The sequence below is a fragment of the Ruegeria sp. HKCCA5426 genome, from assembly GCF_013034585.1.
GTDB lineage: Bacteria > Pseudomonadota > Alphaproteobacteria > Rhodobacterales > Rhodobacteraceae > Ruegeria.
Map to the genome: position 1 here is coordinate 163,727 of NZ_WQGH01000002.1, position 18,926 is coordinate 182,652.

At 61.0% G+C, this 18,926-nt stretch carries 18 protein-coding genes; 17 read left to right on the plus strand and 1 reads right to left on the minus strand.

The annotated features are described in order from the left end of the window. Positions 1-63: 63 nt before the first annotated feature. The 7 genes from GOV87_RS03355 to cobJ are packed head-to-tail and all read left to right on the plus strand — an operon-like array spanning position 64 to position 8,047. Positions 64-453: a DUF1636 domain-containing protein gene (locus tag GOV87_RS03355; protein ID WP_171210831.1), complete on the plus strand. Its 390-nt coding sequence runs from the start codon at positions 64-66 to the stop codon at positions 451-453. Continuing rightward, complete coding sequence (cobW, locus tag GOV87_RS03360; RefSeq protein ID WP_171125375.1) at positions 450-1,505, plus strand: cobalamin biosynthesis protein CobW; 1,056 nt, start codon at positions 450-452, stop codon at positions 1,503-1,505. The genes GOV87_RS03355 and cobW overlap by 4 nt, the downstream gene beginning before the upstream one ends. A gap of 3 nt (positions 1,506-1,508) precedes the next feature. Further along, positions 1,509-4,802 (plus strand): cobaltochelatase subunit CobN, encoded by a 3,294-nt coding sequence (cobN, locus tag GOV87_RS03365; RefSeq protein WP_171210832.1) that lies wholly within the window; start codon positions 1,509-1,511, stop codon positions 4,800-4,802. Continuing rightward, positions 4,799-5,920: a cobalamin biosynthesis protein CobG gene (locus GOV87_RS03370; protein WP_171210833.1), complete on the plus strand. Its 1,122-nt coding sequence runs from the start codon at positions 4,799-4,801 to the stop codon at positions 5,918-5,920. The genes cobN and GOV87_RS03370 overlap by 4 nt, the downstream gene beginning before the upstream one ends. Beyond that, a complete protein-coding gene (locus GOV87_RS03375; RefSeq protein ID WP_171210834.1) occupies positions 5,920-6,549 on the plus strand; it encodes a precorrin-8X methylmutase in 630 nt (209 codons plus the stop codon). Before GOV87_RS03370 ends, GOV87_RS03375 begins: the two co-directional genes overlap by 1 nt. Continuing rightward, complete coding sequence (locus GOV87_RS03380; RefSeq protein ID WP_171122036.1) at positions 6,546-7,274, plus strand: precorrin-2 C(20)-methyltransferase; 729 nt, start codon at positions 6,546-6,548, stop codon at positions 7,272-7,274. Before GOV87_RS03375 ends, GOV87_RS03380 begins: the two co-directional genes overlap by 4 nt. Further along, complete coding sequence (gene cobJ, locus GOV87_RS03385) at positions 7,271-8,047, plus strand: precorrin-3B C(17)-methyltransferase (protein ID WP_171210835.1); 777 nt, start codon at positions 7,271-7,273, stop codon at positions 8,045-8,047. The genes GOV87_RS03380 and cobJ overlap by 4 nt, the downstream gene beginning before the upstream one ends. On the opposite strand, the gene GOV87_RS03390 is transcribed toward cobJ, so the two are convergent. Then, positions 8,038-8,769 (minus strand): cobalt-precorrin-6A reductase, encoded by a 732-nt coding sequence (locus GOV87_RS03390; protein ID WP_171210836.1) that lies wholly within the window; start codon positions 8,767-8,769, stop codon positions 8,038-8,040. The genes cobJ and GOV87_RS03390 overlap by 10 nt on opposite strands. On the opposite strand from GOV87_RS03390, the gene cbiE reads away from it, so the two are divergent. The 10 genes from cbiE (at position 8,768) to GOV87_RS03440 (ending at position 18,922) form a co-directional block, all read left to right on the plus strand. Further along, positions 8,768-9,967: a precorrin-6y C5,15-methyltransferase (decarboxylating) subunit CbiE gene (gene cbiE, locus GOV87_RS03395; RefSeq protein ID WP_171210837.1), complete on the plus strand. Its 1,200-nt coding sequence runs from the start codon at positions 8,768-8,770 to the stop codon at positions 9,965-9,967. The two genes, GOV87_RS03390 and cbiE, sit on opposite strands and share 2 nt — an antisense overlap. Further along, positions 9,964-10,332, plus strand: coding sequence for a cobalamin biosynthesis protein (locus tag GOV87_RS03400; RefSeq protein ID WP_171210838.1), 369 nt, complete (start codon positions 9,964-9,966; stop codon positions 10,330-10,332). Before cbiE ends, GOV87_RS03400 begins: the two co-directional genes overlap by 4 nt. Further along, entirely contained in the window at positions 10,329-11,123 is a 795-nt protein-coding gene (gene cobM / locus GOV87_RS03405; protein WP_171210839.1) for a precorrin-4 C(11)-methyltransferase, read from the plus strand. Before GOV87_RS03400 ends, cobM begins: the two co-directional genes overlap by 4 nt. Beyond that, on the plus strand, positions 11,110-12,432 hold the full coding sequence (locus GOV87_RS03410) for a cobyrinate a,c-diamide synthase (protein ID WP_171210840.1): 1,323 nt from the start codon (positions 11,110-11,112) through the stop codon (positions 12,430-12,432). Before cobM ends, GOV87_RS03410 begins: the two co-directional genes overlap by 14 nt. Next, on the plus strand, positions 12,429-13,157 hold the full coding sequence (gene cobA, locus GOV87_RS03415) for a uroporphyrinogen-III C-methyltransferase (RefSeq protein WP_171210841.1): 729 nt from the start codon (positions 12,429-12,431) through the stop codon (positions 13,155-13,157). Before GOV87_RS03410 ends, cobA begins: the two co-directional genes overlap by 4 nt. Continuing rightward, on the plus strand, positions 13,150-13,899 hold the full coding sequence (gene cobF, locus GOV87_RS03420) for a precorrin-6A synthase (deacetylating) (RefSeq protein WP_171210842.1): 750 nt from the start codon (positions 13,150-13,152) through the stop codon (positions 13,897-13,899). The genes cobA and cobF overlap by 8 nt, the downstream gene beginning before the upstream one ends. Before the next feature lie 142 nt (positions 13,900-14,041). Further along, positions 14,042-14,500: a DUF302 domain-containing protein gene (locus GOV87_RS03425; RefSeq protein ID WP_171210843.1), complete on the plus strand. Its 459-nt coding sequence runs from the start codon at positions 14,042-14,044 to the stop codon at positions 14,498-14,500. A 78-nt stretch (positions 14,501-14,578) separates the two neighbouring features. Continuing rightward, on the plus strand, positions 14,579-16,198 hold the full coding sequence (locus tag GOV87_RS03430) for a thiamine pyrophosphate-binding protein (protein ID WP_171210844.1): 1,620 nt from the start codon (positions 14,579-14,581) through the stop codon (positions 16,196-16,198). Continuing rightward, positions 16,185-17,369: a CaiB/BaiF CoA-transferase family protein gene (locus tag GOV87_RS03435; protein ID WP_171210845.1), complete on the plus strand. Its 1,185-nt coding sequence runs from the start codon at positions 16,185-16,187 to the stop codon at positions 17,367-17,369. The genes GOV87_RS03430 and GOV87_RS03435 overlap by 14 nt, the downstream gene beginning before the upstream one ends. Before the next feature lie 182 nt (positions 17,370-17,551). Continuing rightward, positions 17,552-18,922 (plus strand): tetratricopeptide repeat protein, encoded by a 1,371-nt coding sequence (locus GOV87_RS03440; protein ID WP_171122024.1) that lies wholly within the window; start codon positions 17,552-17,554, stop codon positions 18,920-18,922. Positions 18,923-18,926: the final 4 nt, after the last annotated feature.

The window sequence follows — 18,926 nt, forward strand, 5'->3', positions numbered from 1 at the left end:
GGGTCCATGTCGCAACGCGTGGCCCGCATGAGACCCCGTCCCCCACAAAGAGGATTTGGGGGGATGAGAGACGTGACCGATACTGCACCAGTCGAGCTGCTGGTCTGCACCACCTGTCGCCGAGGACTGCCCGTCGAGGACGACGCGCAGCGGCCCGGCGCATTGCTGCACAAAGCCCTTGAACAGGCCACGCTGCCAGAGGGCGTTATCCTGAAAGCCGTAGAATGCCTGTCGAATTGTGATCAGGGCTGTTCCATCGTTCTACGCGGTGGGCCCGAACGCTGGACGTTCGTGTATGAGCACCTGAATGAAAGCGACCATGTCGAAACCATCGTCGAAGGTGCGACCAAGTACCTTGCGACCGAAGACGGCTTAGTCAAATGGCGCGAACGCCCCGAACATTTCCGCAAAAACTGCGCGGCCCGCATTCCCCCGATTGGAGCCCAGAAATGAGCAACTTGGAAAAACTCCCCGTCACCGTGATCACCGGCTTTTTGGGCTCGGGCAAAACAACTTTGGTTAAGCACCTGATGCAGAACCCGCAGGGCAAACGTCTGGCCGTGGTGGTCAATGAGTTCGGCGATGTTGGCGTCGATGGCGACATCCTGAAATCCTGCTCGATCCCGGATTGCCCGGCAGAGAACATCATGGAACTGGCGAACGGCTGCATCTGCTGCACCGTGGCCGACGACTTCATCCCGACCATCGAAGCTCTGATGGCGCTGGAGCCGCGTCCCGATCACATCCTGATCGAAACCTCTGGCCTCGCCCTGCCCAAGCCGCTGCTGAAGGCGTTCGACTGGCCCGATATCCGTTCGAAAATCACCGTCGATGGCGTGATCGCGCTGGCCGATGCCGAGGCTGTGGCTGCCGGTCGCTTTGCGCCGAATGTCGAGGCCGTGGACGCTCAGCGTCTGGCCGATGACTCGATTGACCATGAAACGCCCCTATCCGAGGTGTTTGAGGATCAGATTTCCTGCGCCGATATCATCCTGCTGACCAAGCCGGATCTGGCCGGTCCCGAAGGCGTCGCCAAAGCGCGCGAGATCATCGCCGCCGAGTCCCCTCGCCCGCTGCCTGTGGTTGAGGTTGCCGAAGGTGCCGTGGACGTCCGTGTTGTGTTAGGACTTGAAGCGGCTGCCGAGGATGACATGGATGCGCGCCCCAGCCATCATGACGGTCACGACGACCACGAACATGACGATTTCGAAAGCATCATCGTCGAACTGCCCGAACAGGCCGACCCGGCCGATCTGGTGGCCAAAATCGAACGTCTGGCGTCTGAACTGAACATCCTGCGCGTCAAAGGCTATGCCGCCGTTCAAGGCAAACCGATGCGCCTGCTGGTGCAGGCCGTGGGCGCGCGCGTGCGTCATCAGTATGATCGCCTTTGGGAACCGGATGAGGCGCGCCGCTCGCGGTTGGTCGTCATCGCCGAGCATGACGATATAAAGGAAGCGGAAATCCGTGATATCCTTGTGGGTGTGAAAGAGGCCGCCGAGTAAATCATGCACGTCGTCTTCCGCGAAAGCCACGGGCTCGAGGAATCCGAGACCCCGACCGATCTGGGCCAGAGCCCGGCGGATTTGGTGGTGCTTTCTTTTTCCGACAGTGACCTAGGCGCATTCGCGGCGGGCTGGCATCGCGGTGGCGGGCCCGAGGGGCGGATGCCGACCCTGCGGCTGGCCAATCTGACGGCGCTGAAACATCCTCTGTCCGTTGACACCTATGTGGAGCAGACTTTGGAGGGTGCCAAGGGTATCCTGATCCGCCTGATTGGCGGGGTGCCCTATTGGGCCTATGGCTTGCAACAGGTTCTGGCGCTGGCGCAGGCCAAAGGAATTGCTGTGGCCGTGCTGCCCGCCGATGGGCGCGAGGATACGCGGCTGGATGACTATTCCACCCTGCCCGTGTCAACCCTGCAGCGCTTGGCACATCTGTGCGACACGGGGGGCGAGGTCGCAGCACAAGCCGCTTTGGCGCAGATGGCGCTGGCAGCGGGGTTGTATGCGGGTCCGGTGATGGGGGCCAAGACCATCCCCGACTGCGGTGTTTGGTGCCCGGATCGCGGCGTGATCCCGGCAGAACAGGCGTTTTCCGGCCATGCGAAACGCGTTGTGGTCAGTTTCTACCGCGCCTATCTCACATCCGCAGACACCGCCCCCGTGGCGGCCCTGATCCGCAGCCTGCGTGCGCGCGGGTTTCAGGCTGTGGGCCTGTTCGCCCCCTCGTTGAAAGCCCCCGCCGCCGCCGACTGGCTGCGCGACACCATCGTATCGCTTTCTCCGTCGGCGATCCTCAACGCCACGTCTTTCTCGGGAAAGGGCGCCTCTGGTACCTCGCCCTTGGACGCAGCGAATGTCCCCGTGTTTCAGGTCGCGCTGGCCACCTCACGCCGCAAAGCCTGGGCCGAGGCGGAACGAGGTCTGTCCCCCGCCGACCTTGCCATGCATGTCGTTCTGCCCGAGGTGGACGGGCGGATCAACGCAGGCATCGCCTCGTTCAAGGAACCGGGCAAGCGTGATCCGCATCTGGAATATTCCCGCTTTGCCCACCGGGCCGAGGAGGAACGGATCGAAGCTATCCTTGACCGCGTCACCGGCTGGCTGAATCTGCAGGACAAACCCAAATCCGATCGGTTGCCTGCGCTGGTGTTGTCCACCTATCCCGGCAAGGACTGGCAGATGGCCCATGCGGTTGGTCTGGACGCGCTGGCCTCGGCCGAGGCGATGCTGCGTGACCTTCGGGCCGAGGGCTACGATACCGCGCCCGCCGAACCAATTGCCGATACGCTTCTGGACGCGCGCATTTCATGGCCACTGACTGAGTATCAAACCGCACTGGCGGACCTGCCCGAACAACTGCGCACCGACCTGCAAACGGTCTGGGGCGCACCCGAGGATGATCCCGCCTGCACTGACGGCGCATTCCACTTCACCGCCCTGCGCCGGGGCAAAGCTCTGGTCGCGCTGCAACCCGAACGCGGCACGCCTGAATTGCGCGATGACGATTATCATGATCTCTCGCGCACCCCGCGCCACAGCTATGTTGCGTTTTACCTGTGGCTCCGCAAAAGCCTTGGCGCCGATGCGCTGATCCATATCGGTGCGCATGGCACATTGGAATGGTTGCCGGGTAAATCCGTCGCCCTGTCCGCTGCTTGCTGGCCCGAAGCACTGATCCGCGATCTGCCCGTGATCTACCCCTTCATCGTCAACGACCCCGGCGAGGCCGCGCAGGCCAAACGCCGGATCGGCGCGGTTACGCTGGGCCACATCCCACCCGCGCTGAAGGAAAGCGGCACGCCGGATCGGATGGTGCGGCTGGAATCCCTGTTGGACGAATTCTCGAACGCCGACGGTCTGGACCCCAAGCGCCGTGACCGGCTGCAAGAGGATATCCGGGATGAGGCGCAGGCCATCGGGTTGGAAAGCGATCTAGGGTTGGATCAGGCCACCTGCACCGCCGAGGCGATCACCCGCATCGACCGCTTTGTCTGCGACATCAAGGAAAGCCAGTTTGGCGACGGTCTGCACATCTTTGGCCGCGTGCCAGAAATCACTGGCAGTTTCGATCCCGCGCCCTCGGCCCAATCTGAACGAAGCGCTCTGATCGACGCGCTGGCCGGAAAGCGGATCGAAGCTGGGCCGTCCGGTTCGCCTTATCGCGGGCGCTCGGACGTGCTGCCTACGGGCCGTAACCTCTATACCACCGACCCGCGTTCGGTCCCGACCCGCGCGGCTTATGCGCAGGGCGTCAAACTGGCCGAGGAGCTTGTGCGGCGACATTTGCAAGAGGAAGGCGATTACCCAAAAGGCCTAATCGTTGACCTTTGGGGGTCAGCCACCATGCGCACGGCGGGTGAGGAATTCGCCATGGCGCTGCATCTGCTGGGCGTCAAACCGGTCTGGGACAAGGGGTCTGAGCGGGTTTCGGGGATTGAGGTTCTGCCGATCACCGACCTCAGCCGTCCGCGTCTGGATGTGACGCTGCGGGTCTCGGGCCTGTTCCGCGACGTATTCCCGACGCTTTCGGCGCTCTACGGCCAGGCGATCCGGGCGTTGTCGGCGCGGGACGAGGCCGCTGACTGGAACCCTTATGCCGGTCACGAACCCGCCGCCCGCGTCTATGGCCCCGCGCCTGGCAGCTATGGCGTGAACATGACGCAATTGTCGGAAATCTACACCGACGAAGCGCGCGCGCAGGCGGGCGAGGCATGGCTGGACGCCAGTTCCTACGCGCTGGAAGGCGAGCATATTGCGCAAGACAAGGACGGCATCACCCAGCGCGTCGCCAAAGCTGACAGCTTTGTTCACCTACAGGACCTGACGGAAACCGACCTGCTGCTGGCCAATGACTACGCCACGCACGAGGCCGGGTTCGCCGCCGCCAAGAAGATTACCGGCGGCGCGGCGCAGCTCTATCATCTGGACAATACCAACCCCGACACCCCGCGCGCCCGCACCCTGCCCGAGGAAATCAGCCGCGTCGTCCATGCCCGAGCCGCCAATCCGGGCTGGATCGCCGGGATGCAACGCCACGGATTCCGTGGCGCAGCCGAGATCGCAGCGACACTGGATCACATGGCCTCATTCGCGCATCTATCGGGCACCGTCGCACCGCATCTGTTCGACCTCTACCACGATGCCACGCTGGGCAATGCAGACGTCGACGCCTTTCTGGCCGAGGCCAACCCCAAGGCGCATCAGGCCATGCAGGACCGGTTCCGCGCCTTAATGGAGGCCGGGCTTTGGAACACGCGGCGAAACTCGATCCGCGCCGATCTGGAGGGGCTGCGATGAGCGCGCCCATCGTCCAGGGCTGGTGCCCCGGCGCGCATCGACCGATGATGTCGGGCGATGGGCTGGTGGTGCGAGTGCGGCCTCGGCTGGCCCGTCTGGATGCCACGCAGGCCATGGGCCTGTGTGATCTGGCCGAGCGTTTCGGCAATGGCACCATCGACCTGACCAACCGCGCCAACCTGCAACTGCGGGGCGTGGCCGAGGCGGATCATCAATCCCTGCTGGCCGAACTGGCCGCGCTGAACCTGCTGGACGCCGAGCCAGGGATCGAGGTGCGCCGCAACATTCTGGTCTCGCCCCTGTATCAAGCTGGCGACATGACCGCCCGGCTGACACAGGAACTGATTGACCGGTTGGCGGAGTTGCCCGCCCTGCCCGCCAAATTCGGCTTTGCCATCGACACCGGACCTGAGCGCCTGCTGGCAGGTGATTCCGCTGATATCCGGTTGGAAATCGGTCCGGAAGGCATGATCCTGCGCGCCGATGGGGCCGAGACCGGGCGTCTGATCCAAGACTCCGAAGCCATCGACCATCTGATCGCCCTAGCCGCATGGTTCTCCCAAACCTACGCGCCCGAAAGCAGGCGCATGGCCCGCGTGGTCTCGAACTTGCCGCCGGAGTGGCAAGGGTCAACACCGGGCCCAGTGGGCACCCCGCTGCAACCCGGGCCCTGCGATCAGGGGACGCTCTATGGTGCAGCCTTTGGGCAACTGCCTGCACGCGCCCTGAAACACCTGATCGCGCACAGCGGGGCCCAAGCTCTGCGTGTCACCCCATGGCGTCTGGTCCTGCTGGAAGGCGGGGCGGCGATACCCGCTCCAGCCTTTGTCACGGACGGCACCGATCCGTTGATGACCACCGACGCGTGCCCCGGCGCGCCATTCTGCCCGCAAGCGCAAGTGGAAACCCGTGATATCGCCCGCGCTTTGGCAGCGCGCGTACCGGGCAACCTGCATGTCTCGGGCTGTTCCAAGGGATGCGCGCGGATGGGCCCTGCCGATGTGACTCTGATCGGGAATGCTGGGCGTTTTGATCTTGTAAATCGAGGCCGAGCGGGGGATGAGCCCTGCCAGACCGGCCTGACCGTAGAAACACTGATGAATATGGACTTCACCTGATGCCTTACACTTACGAAACCGATGGCGCGGCGATCTACAAGGAAAGCTTTGCCACCATCCGGTCCGAGGCCGATCTTGCACGTTTTGACAGCGATGAAGAGCAGGTCGCCGTCCGCATGATCCACGCAGCAGGCATGGTGGGGCTGGAAGAGTTCGTGCATTTCTCGCCCGGTTTTGTCGCCACCGCACGCGTAGCACTGGAGGCTGGCGCACCGATCCTGTGTGACGCGCGCATGGTCAGCGAAGGTGTGACCCGGTTCCGCCTGCCTGCCGACAACGAGGTGATCTGCACCCTGCATGACGAACGTGTGCGCCCGCTGGCCGCCGAGATGAGCAACACACGATCCGCCGCCGCGCTGGAGCTGTGGCGCCCGCATTTGGAAGGCGCTCTGGTCGCCATTGGCAACGCACCCACCGCGCTGTTCCACCTGCTGAACATGCTAGAAGACCCCGATTGTCCTCGCCCAGCCGCTATCATTGGCTGTCCCGTGGGCTTTGTCGGTGCGGTTGAATCCAAGAACGCCCTGTGGGAGGCGCAACCCGTCCCCTCGTGCATCGTTAAGGGGCGTCTGGGCGGCAGCGCCATCACCGTCGCCGCCGTTAACGCCATCGCGAGCCGCGCCGAATGACAGCGGGCAAAATATACGGCGTTGGCCTTGGCCCCGGCGACCCGGACCTGATGAGCGTCCGGGCCGACCGCCTGCTGCGCAACGCGCGACATGTGGCGTTTTTCCGCAAGCCCGGTCGCAGCGGGCAGGCACGCAAGATCGTCAACGGGATGATCCCAGAAAACGCCGTGGAATTTCCGATGGAATACCCGGTAACGACCGAAATCCCCTTAAGTGATCCGCGCTATAACGAAATGCTGTCGGCCTTCTATGAAGGCTGCGCCGCGCATTTGAAATCCTTGACGGAACAAGGCGAGGATGTCGTGGTTCTGTGTGAAGGAGATCCTTTTTTCTATGGATCTTTCATGCATCTTTACAACCGCTTGCGAACCAAAGCTGACGTGGAAGTCGTGCCCGCAATTACCGGAATGTCCGGCGCGTGGACGGCCACGGGTGACCCGATCACATGGGGCGACGACGTATTGACCGTGTTGGTTGGCACGCTGCCCGAAGACGATCTGGCGCAGCGCATGGCGCATACCGATGCTTTGGTGGTCATGAAGATCGGTCGCAACATTGACAAGGTGAAGCGGGCGCTCAGGACGGCAGGAATGTATGACAGGGCTTGGATCGTCGAATTTGCGCAGATGCCCAACCAGAAAGTGATGAAATTGTCCGAAGCTGAGGACAAGGTCACGCCTTACTTCTCGATCATCATTGTACACGGACAGGGGCGGCGACCATGAGCGGCTGGGTCAAAATTGCTGGACTCGGCCCCGGCAACGAAGGACTTGTGACACCCGAAGTTACGGCTGCACTGGATGAGGCGACGGATGTTGTCGGCTACATCCCCTATGTCGCGCGCGTCGCCGAACGCGCCGGCCTGACCCTGCACGCCAGTGACAACCGGGTCGAGATCGACCGCTCGCAGCATGCGTTGCAATTGGCAGCGGAAGGTAAGCGCGTGGTCGTGGTATCCTCGGGCGATCCCGGCGTTTTCGCGATGGCAGCCGCAGTGTTTGAAGCGTTGGAGAATGGGCCGGAGGAATGGCGCAATCTCCAGATAGACGTTCTACCCGGGATCACAGCGATGCTAGCGGCTGCGGCGCGGGCGGGCGCACCGCTGGGTCATGACTTTTGCACGATCAACCTGAGCGACAACCTAAAACCGTGGTGGCTGATTGAAAAACGTCTGCGTCTGGCTGCACAGGCGGATTTCTCGATGGCGTTTTACAATCCACGCTCAAAGTCTCGTCCCGAAGGCTTTGTAAAAACGCTGAAAATTCTGCGTGACGAATGCGAACCCAAACGGTTAATTCTGTTTGCCCGCGCCGTATCCCGCGCAGATGAGGCGATCCGAGTTTCGACTTTGGCCGAAGCAACGCCGGACATGGCCGATATGCAAACCGTCGTTCTGGTCGGTTCCTCGCGAACACGCCTGATCGAGCGGGACGGAACACCCATCATCTACACGCCGCGCTTTACCCCGGACGAGGATCAGGCCGAGGGTCAGGAATGATCCAACCAGTCCAGAACCTGAGCAACGCTCGTCAGTTCTGTTCTTTGCGGCAGGACCGGCCGGCCGATCATCAAGACCGGCAAACCCAAAGATCGGGCCGCGTCCAGTTTGGCGCGTGCCCCGGTTCCGCCAGCATTCTTAGAGACAACCATCTCAATCCCGTGCCTCTGCATCAGCGCGCGGTCGTCCGCTTCGTCGAAAGGCCCGCGATCCACGACAATCTCGCAGTTCGGCAGGGGCAGCGCGCCGGGCGCGTCCACCAGCCGCAACAGATAATGATGCTGGGGCTGTGCGGCAAAGTCCTTAAGGTGCATACGTCCAACCGCCAGGAAAATGCGGCGAGGGTCGCCAGACAACGCCGCAACCGCCGCCGCAATGTCCGGAACGTGGCGCCAATCGTCACCGGCTTGGGCTGCCCAGGGGGGACGGGTCAGCGCAGCGAGCTTAGTTTGTGCAACCGTGCTGGCCTCAATCGCGTTTCGGCTCATCTGGGTGGCAAACGGGTGGGTTGCATCGACAATGTGGGTTATTTCGTTGTCATGAATGTAAGCAACCAGCCCATCAACGCCGCCAAAACCGCCAACCCGCACCGGCAAGGGTTGCGGACGCGGCTTGTCCACGCGGCCAGCATAGGAATAGATCGCGGGCATCCCCAGATCCGCTGTGGCTTGAGCCAATGCATTCGCTTCGGTTGTACCACCAAGAATCAGGAGGTTAGGCATGTCTGATACTCCGTGGTTGACCGTTTTGGGCTTGGGTGAAGATGGACTGGATGGCCTTTCGCCTGCAATCCGTCAAGTGCTGGAACAGGCCGAAGTTATCATGGGCCCACCACGCCATCTTGCATTGATACCCCAAGGCAAGGCCGAACGGATCGAATGGCCTGTCCCATTTTCCGACGGCCTGCCTATCCTGAGCGGTTTGAGGGGGCGCAAGACCGTGGTTTTGGCCTCGGGCGATCCCTTCTGGTTCGGCGCAGGCTCGGTGATTGCCCGCAATTTTGAGGCCGGTGAGTGGACGGCTCTGCCCGGGCGATCGACGTTTTCACTGGCCGCCGCGCGCTTGGGTTGGCCGCTGGAAGGGACTCTGACCTTCGGCTTGCACGCCGCGCCCCTGACGCGATTGCGCCCCCATTTGGCAGCGGGGCTTCGTGCGATACTTCTGCTGCGCAACGGGGCTGCGGTCGCAGAGCTGGCGCAGTATCTGACCGAAACCGGATTTGCCGACACCCAGTTTCACGTGATGGAGGCTTTGGGTGGCCCCCGAGAGCGATCCCACAGCTTGACTCTGACCGAAGCCTTGCAAGGCGGTTTCGACCACCCCGTTTGCGTTGCACTGGACGTGGCGGGACAAGGCAGCGCCTTTCCCAAAGCCTCTGGCAAACCCGATGAGATTTTTGAAACCGACGGCCAAATTACAAAACGGCCCATTCGCGCATTGACCCTGTCTGCCCTCGCCCCTCAGAGAGGGGAGCACCTTTGGGATATCGGAGGCGGCACAGGCTCGATCGGTATCGAATGGCTGATGTGTGATCCGACGCTAAGCGCCACCACCATCGAACCGCGCAAGGACCGCGCCGACCGCATTCGGCGCAACGCGGACGCGTTGGGGCAAGACCGGCTGGAGGTAGTGCATGGCACTGCACCTGAAGCCTTGGCCGCGCTTCCAAAGCCCGACGCTGTTTTCATCGGTGGCGGCCTGAGCACCGCCCTTCTGGAATGGATCAGTGAAACACTGCCGGCAGGGACGCGGTTGGTGGCAAACGCCGTGACATTGGAAAGCGAGGCAATGCTGACCCAATGGCACGAGAAGCTGGGCGGTGAGTTGTTGCGGATTGAATTGGCGCAGGCTTCGGCTTTGGGCCCTCGCCGCGGGTGGAAGTCATCCTACCCGGTCGTCCAGTGGAGCGTGACGCTATGATTGTCGCGGGCCTTGGTTTTTCGTCATCTGCGACGGTTGAAAGCCTGCGGGCTGCCTATGAAGCGGCAACGATAGGTCACGACGTTTCAGCCTTGGCGACGGCCAGCGACAAAAAGGGGCATCCGGCCTTAGCGGCCTTTGCGGACGCACTGGCCCTGCCCTTGCGCTATGTGGCGGCCGGTGAACTGGCCGGACAACGCACCCTGACATGCTCGAACCGCAGCCGTGCCACATATGGCACTGGCAGCGTATCCGAAGCATCCGCCCTTGCGGCCGCCGGGCCTCAGGCCCGGTTGCTTTCCCCCAGACACATATCGGACGACCGGCTAGCGACCTGCGCCATAGCCATCGGAGGAAAATCATGACCGTTCATTTCATCGGTGCTGGACCCGGTGCCGCCGACCTGCTGACCCTGCGCGGACGCGATATCATCGCGTCCTGCCCTGTGTGCCTGTACGCGGGCTCGCTGGTGCCCGAGGAAATCCTTGGCCACTGCCCCGAAGGGGCGCAGATCATCAATACTGCCCCCATGGATCTGGATCAGATCATGACCGAGATCGAGGCGGCGCATAAAGCGGGCCACGACGTTGCGCGCCTGCATTCCGGCGACCTGTCGGTCTGGTCGGCCATGGGCGAGCAAATTCGCAGGCTGAAAGAGATGGGGATCCCCGTCAGCGTCACGCCGGGCGTGCCCTCGTTCGCGGCGGCAGCGGCAGCGCTGGGGACCGAACTGACGCTGCCCGGGCTTGCACAATCAGTGGTTCTGACCCGGACACCGGGCCGTGCGTCCTCGATGCCCGAAGGCGAGACTCTGGAAAACTTTGCCCGCACAGGCGCAACGCTGGCCATTCACCTGTCGATCGGCAATCTGGACAAGGTGATCGCCGACCTGACCCCGGCCTACGGTGCAGATTGCCCCGTCGCCGTTGTTTATCGCGCAAGCTGGCCGGATGAACGCATCATCCGCGCGACGCTGGAAACGCTGAAAGATGCGCTGGACGAAAGTATCTCGCGCACGGCGCTGATCATGGTTGGCCCCGCATTGGCGGGCGAAGGGTTTGACGAAAGCTGCCTGTATTCAAAGGATTACGACCGCCGCTATCGCCCGCAAAGCGCGGATAGCCCGTGGTCAAGCTGGAGCCATGGCGATGACTAACCCTCCGGGCCTGTTGATCTCCGCACCGTCTTCGGGGACTGGGAAAACGACAGTCATGCTGGGGCTTCTAAGGGCGCTGGCCGAAGATGGGCTGACGGTGCAGCCGTTCAAAAGCGGGCCGGATTATATCGACCCGGCCTTCCACAGGGCGGCTGCCGGGCGCGCCTCGTTCAATCTTGATAGCTGGGCGATGGGAGAGCCGCTTTTGACCGCGATTTCCGCGCAAGCTGAGGGCGCGGATATCGTCGTCGCCGAGGGGTCGATGGGCCTGTTCGACGGTGTCGCCAAACCCGGTGAGCTTGGGCATGGCTCAAGCGCGGAAACCGCGCAGCGGATGGGTTGGCCCGTCGTGTTGGTGCTGGATGTCGGAGGGCAGGCTCAATCAGCCGCTGCAACCGCGCTGGGATTTCGGATGTATAATCCCGATCTTCCCTTTGCAGGCGTAATCCTGAACCGATGCGCCAGCCCACGTCACGAACGTTTGACGCGGCTGGGCATGGAGCGCGCCGGATTGCCTGTTCTGGGCGTTTTGCCGCGCCGGGGCGACCTGACGCTTCCTGAACGGCATCTGGGCCTAATTCAGGCTGTTGAACATCCTGACCTTGAAAGCGCAATCGTCGGATATGCCGCGTTCCTTCGGGAACACGTGGATCTTGAGGCCATCAAGAATGCGGCTTCCTCAGGCCCCAAGAGGCCATCGTCATCCGCGCTGCCGCGGCCTCCTGCGCAGCGGATCGCGCTGGCACGGGACGCGGCGTTTTCTTTTACCTATCCGCACTTGCTGGAAGGGTGGCGCGCCGCCGGGGCGGAAGTTCTGCCCTTTTCACCACTTGCGGACGAACCGCCCGCACCTGACGCGGATCTGGTTTGGTTGCCAGGCGGTTATCCCGAGCTTCACGCGGGCACATTGGCCGCTGCTACAACATTTCTATCCGGCCTGCGTAAACATGCGGAAACCAAGCCCGTTCACGGTGAATGCGGAGGTTACATGACCTTGGGACAAGCCCTTGTCGACAAGGATGGCACCCGGCATCAGATGGCAGGGTTGCTGGGACTGGTCACGTCCTATGAGAAACGCAAGTTCAACCTTGGGTACCGCCGGGCAGAACTGTTGGCCCCAATGCCCGGCTATGACGCCAAGACACCGCTGAGGGGGCATGAGTTCCATTATTCATCCATTCTCGAGCAGCCAGATGCGCCATTGGCACGCGTATTCGACGCTGAAGGGGCTGAAGGACCGCAAACCGGGTCGGTACGCGGCAACGTAACCGGCACGTTCTTTCACCTGATCGCGGAAGCCTCGGCATGAGCGGGTTTGTCTCATTCATAGGCTCGGGGCCCGGTGATCCGGAACTGTTGACGCTGAAGGCTGTGGACAGAATGCAAAAGGCTGACGCCGTGCTGTTTGACGATCTCAGCAGCGGTCCGATCCTGTCTCATGCGCGGGACGACGCCGATCTGGTGGGTGTCGGCAAACGGGCCGGACGCCCGTCGCCCAAACAGGATCACGTCAGCCGATTGCTGGTCGACTACGCAAATACCGGTGCGCGTGTGGTGCGATTGAAATCGGGCGATGGAGGCTTATTCGGACGGCTCGAGGAAGAGCTTGTCGCCCTGCGAGAAGCCGGCATCGAGTACGAAATCATACCCGGAATTCCATCGGCTGTTGCCGCTGCGGCGGCGGCCGGTATCCCTCTGACCCGGCGACTGACCGCCCGGCGTGTGCAATTTGTGACGGGCCACGATGTCAGCGGAAAACTTCCTGACAATCTGAATCTGCCCGCATTGGCCGACCCAGACGCAACCACTGTTGTTTTCATGGGCAAGCGAACTTTTCCCCTTCTGGTCAAAGCGTTGCACGATCATGGCTTACCATTGGAAACCCCTGCTTTGATGGCTGAATCCGTATCTACACCCGACCAAAAATTGCACCGATCATCGGTCGGCGCACTGTCCGAGAAGTTAGCGACAGAAATCGGCACAGCCCCAGCTCTGATCCTTTATGGTCCGTTGGCAGAGTTTGACGATGTTTGACCTGACCCTGATCGGCATCGGCTCGGGTAACCCGGACCACGTGACCTTTCAAGGCGCGCAGGCCATTCGGGCGGCTGACTTGATCCTGATTCCGAAAAAAGGCGAGAACAAAGCCGATCTTGCCGGGCTGCGCGAAGAAATCATCAATGCAGTAACGGACACACCGCCGCAAATCGCGTATTTTGACATCCCCAAACGCCGCTCGGAAGACGGGTATCTACAGGGCGTCGACGAGTGGCATGACGCTATCGCCCAGCGCTGGCGCGATGCGATTTCCGCCCATCCTGGCGCGCGCCACGTTGCGTTGCTGATCTGGGGTGACCCGTCATTATATGACAGCTCTCTCAGGATCGCGTCACGGCTGAACCCTTACCCCAAGACCCGTGTCATACCGGGCATTACTGCTTTGCAGGCCCTGACTGCGGCTCATGCCATCCCGATCAACCACCTTGGTGCGCCATATGTTGTCACAACCGGGCGGCGCATTCGGGATGAAGGATGGCCACAGGATGCGTCGACAGTCGCGGTTATGCTGGATGGGGAATGCTCATTCCAGCACCTGTCGATGGCGGATTATGACATCTGGTGGGGCGCTTACGTCGGCATGACCGAGGAAATCCTGATCAAAGGGGCTTTGGCAAAGGTCGCCCAGCAGATTGTGGACACACGCGCCACCGCCCGGGCGGATCACGGCTGGATCATGGACGTCTATTTGTTGAAAAAGCGCGAAGACCAAGGCTAGTCCCCAGTCTTGGTTCTTACCTACAATGCCGTGATCCTTTTGGTTCTGAACTGTTAATCTGTTTGGAATGCGCGCAGTATTGCGACCGAAGCCTGTTCTATTTCTTGCAAGACGCGTTCGGGTATTTCGTAGGAGACTTATTATGAAAGCTGCTTTGTTTGCGTTGGGGTTCTTGGCCTTGCCTGCCTGGGCAGACGACACGCCGTCAGGATGGGCCGTTTATCCAACGCAGAAATCCTACGAGGACCTGCTGACAGACACAAAAGCCGCCGTGAAGGAAAACGGGTTGATCGTGGTCACTCAGGCCGGGCCGACACAGGCTGCCGCAGCACGTGGGATCACCATTCCCGGCAACCGGGTCATTGGTGTCTTTAACAATGACTACGCGGTACGCGTTCTTGAAACGTCAGTGAACGCGATGATCGAGGCCCCGATCCGGTTCTATGTGACAGAAAGCCCCGATGGCACCGCCACTTTGTCCTACAAGACACCCAGCTTTGTTTTTTCACCCTATCTGCTGGAAGGCGGCGAACCGTTGCGAAACATCGCGGCTGATCTGGATACAAAGTTTCAGTCCATAGCCGAAACCGCAGTCAAATAGTCACACTGGCGTGATCCGCCTTGCGTCCGGGGCCGTCCTCCGCAATCTGCTTTGAAACATATTTTCGGAGCACGACTGATGCAGGACCTTTCGCCCCGCGCTGCGGACCTTCTGGCCGAACGTCTTTATGAGGCCGGGTGCCGCCACGCCTTTGGCATGCCGGGCGGCGAAGTCCTGACACTGGTGGATGCGCTGGAACAGGCCGGGATCACCTTTCACCTGACCAAACACGAAAACGCAGCAGGATTCATGGCTGAGGCTGTGCATCACCGCGACGGCGCGCCTGCAATTCTTGTCGCAACACTCGGCCCCGGAGCGATGAACGGGATCAATGTGGTTGCCAACGCCTTGCAGGACAGGGTGCCCATGATCGTTCTGACCGGGTGCGTCGACGCGGATGAGGCGCTGACCTATACCCATCAGGTCATGGATCACGCGCAGGTCTATCACTCGATCACCAAGGGGACCTTTACGCTCACCGCAAAGGGCGCGGATATCATTGCGGACAAGGCCGTCTCGCTGGCCAACCAGCCCCGCCCCGGTCCGGTGCATATTGATGTGCCCATCTCGGTCGCGGATACACGCGTATCGGGCGTAAAACGCCGCAGACTTACCAAACCCGGTGCGGTCGCGCCCGAAGGGAATTGCATTGAGAAAGCCCGCCGCTGGGTCACCGAGGCCGAACGCCCCATTGCCATTGTCGGGCTTGATGTTCTTTACGATGACTCGCGCAACGTCGTGCAGGCGTTTCTGGAACATTTCGACATTCCATTCGTCACCACCTACAAGGCCAAGGGCGTCGTCCCCGAAGATCACCCCCTGTGCTTGGGTGGCGCGGGTCTGTCACCGTTGGCCGACAAGTATCTGGTGCCGTTGGTTGAACAGGCTGATCTGGTTTTGTGTCTGGGCTATGACCCAATCGAAATGCGCCCCGGCTGGCGCGAGATTTGGGACCCAGATGAAAAGCGGGTCATTGATATCTCGGCCGTGGTTAATGACCACTACATGCATCAGGCCGGGTTGAATTTGGTGGCCGATACAGGCGCGACACTTGAAGCGATTGCCAAGGGCAACCCCGCCCGCAAAACCTGGCCCGGCGGTGAACCGGACAAGGTCAAGTCTGCATTGTTACAGGCCTTTCCGGTTGATGATGAGTGGGGACCGGCAGCCGTTATCGCTGAAACACGCGCTGCATTGCCACCGGAAACACTAGCCACGGCAGATAGCGGGGCCCATCGAATCCTTCTCAGCCAGATGTGGGAATGTTCCGAGGAACGCGGGTTGATCCAATCTTCGGCCCTTTGCACGATGGGGTGCGCCGTGCCGATGGCGATCGGTCTAAAACTGGCAGAGCCCGACCGCCCCGTGATCAGCTTTTCGGGGGACGCCGGATTCCTGATGGTCGCCGGAGAGCTTTCGACCGCCGCCGAAATGGGCGGTAACCCCATTTTTCTGGTCTTCGTGGACGCAAGCCTAGCCCTGATCGAGTTGAAACAGCGGCAACGTCAGATGGGAAACAAAGGTGTGGACTTCGACCGACACGATTTTGCGGCAATGGGCCGCGCATTTGGCGGCAGCGGCCACACGGTTCGCACACGTTCCGAATTGCGCGCAGCACTGGACGCGGCGATGAAATCTGACACATTCACTGTGATTGCCGCAGAAATTGACCGTGGAGGCTATGATGGCCGTATCTGAAGGCCCGCTGAAAGGCGTAAAGGTATTGGACCTGTCCCGCATCCTTGCGGGGCCGACTTGCACTCAGCTTCTGGGGGATCTGGGCGCCAACGTGATCAAGATCGAAAACCCAGCAACCAAGGGCGACGACACGCGCCAATGGGGGCCGCCCTATGTGGCGGACGCCGACGGAAACCCCTCGGACCTGAGCGCGTATTTCATGTCGGCCAACCGCAACAAGAAATCCGTCGCCATAGACATCGCTACAGCCGAGGGTCAGGCCGAGATCAAAAGACTGGCCTCATATGCGGATATCCTGATCGAGAACTTCAAACCCGGGGGGCTGGCAAAATACGGGTTGGATTACAAGGCGTTGTCCAAAGATCTTCCCGGCCTCGTCTATTGTTCCATTTCGGGTTATGGGCAGACGGGCCCCAATTCGTCAAAACCCGGCTATGACCTGATGGCGCAAGGCTACGGCGGCATCATGTCCCTGACAGGTGATCCCGAGGGCGCTCCGATGAAAGTGGGTGTGGGCATCGCGGATGTCATGTGCGGGATGTACGCAACTGTTGGCATTCTGGCCGCGCTGCGTCACCGAGACTTAACCGGAGAAGGCCAGCAGATCGACCTTGCGCTTGTGGATGCTCAGATTGCGTGGCTGATCAATGAAGGGGTCAACTACCTGACCTCTGGCGACGTTCCGCAGCGGCGCGGAAACGGCCACCCAAATATCGTGCCTTATGATGTCTATGAAACGTCAGACGGCCACGTCATTCTGGCAGTCGGGAATGACAGCCAGTTCAGGCGTTTCTGCGACTTTGTCGAGCGCCCCGAACTGGCCGATGACGCGCGGTTTGCCACGAACCCTTCGCGTCTTGAAAACCGGGATGCGCTGAACGCAATACTTCGCCCCGCCATTCGATCCCTTGATACTGAAACGGTGATATCCGAGCTTGAAAACCGCAAAGTGCCCGTCGGCCCCGTGCAGACAATGGATCAGGTTTTTGACACCGAACAGGTCGCGGCGCGGCAAATGCAGATTGCAATGCAGGCCGATCCAGCCGAAGTGAAACTGATCGGAAATCCGCTCAATTTCTCGCGCACGCCGATTACATATCGTGCCGCTCCCCCGGTCTTTGGGGCGGACACACAGGATGTTCTGAACGCTGAAAATCCGTTCAAAGATTGAAACAGAACGCCGAATTAGGCGGCATGTCGCTGAAACATGCCGTTGAATCGGCGGTTTTTTTCACGTTTTAGGCACACAGCCTTTCACCAATTCGAGAGGTTGGTCGATACTGATACGACGCCGCTAGAGTCTCTGGTAAGTCGAATAGAGCAACATATTCAAAACTGGATCGGACCACGAGCATGAAACAAGACGTTTTCGGACAGATGAACACTCTGAGCCACCCGACAAGCGTCGAAGCATGGAACGGGGTGCTGCTTGGATTCATGGCGCACGCGGCGGTCACCCCGCAGCACCTGGTCGCTGTCCTGGAACTTGAGCCCGACTTTGCGCTGGGTCACGCGGTCAAAGGCTTGTTCATGATCCTCTTGGGGCGGCGCGAGATGATGCCTGTTGCAACCGACGCGCTGGTCTCTGCAAAAGCCGCGATGGAGCGTCAGCCAGTCACAGACCGCGAACGTCTGTATGTTGATGCATTGGAGCTTTATCTGGCCGATCTGCCTTCGCAGGCCGTACAGAAGTTCGAAGAGGTCCTGCGCGCGCATCCGCAAGATACGCTTGCAATGAAGCTTAGCCATGCCACCCGGTTTATTTTGGGTGACTCCGCCGGGATGCGCCGATCCATCGAAAGGGTGATGCCCGCGTATGAACCTGATCACGCGGGGCGCGGCTATCTGCTGGGCTGCCACTCTTTCGCGCTGGAAGAAACGGGCGCCTATGAAAAAGCCGAGATCGCAGGTCGTCAGGCCTTGTGGATGGCCTCCGACGATGCATGGGGCCTGCACGCCGTCGCACATGTGCATGAGATGACAGGCAATGCACAACTGGGTCTGGACTGGTTGGCCGGGCGCGAGGACGCCTGGACCCATTGCAACAACTTCCGCTACCACGTCTGGTGGCACAAGGCGCTGATGCATCTGGATCTGGGTCAGGTCGATCAGGTGATGGAGTTGTATGACAACTATATCCGTCAGGACAAAACCGACGACTACCGCGACATCTCGAACGCCACCTCGCTGCTATCCCGGCTTGAGCTTGAGGGCGTCAATGTTGGCAACCGCTGGGAAGAACTGGCCGATCTCAGCGCCGCGCGCACCGAGGATGGCTGCCTGATCTTCGCCGATCTGCACTATTTGCTGGCCCTCACTGGCGACAAGCGCCCCGAGGCCACCGGCAAGATGCTGCAACGCATCCAGAAAGACGCCCAGCGCAATCAGGGTGACACCCCGATCCGCATGTCCGATCCGGGGATCGCGGCGGCCAAGGGGCTGGAAGCCTTCGGCGAGGGGCTTTATGGTCAAGCCTTTGATTTCCTGTCCAATGCACGTGACGGAATGCAATTGGCAGGTGGCAGTCACGCGCAACGTGATGTATTCGAGCGCATCACAATTGATTCCGGCCTGCGCGCCGGGCGTCTAGATGCAGTCGAGCGCATTCTGGATGACCGCCGCGCAAAACGGGCCGGTGGCGAGGACAATTACGCCCTTGCGCGCCGCGCATTGATCGACGCGGCCCGCGATGATCGGGATGCACAAAGCGTTCCGGCTGAATAACAAA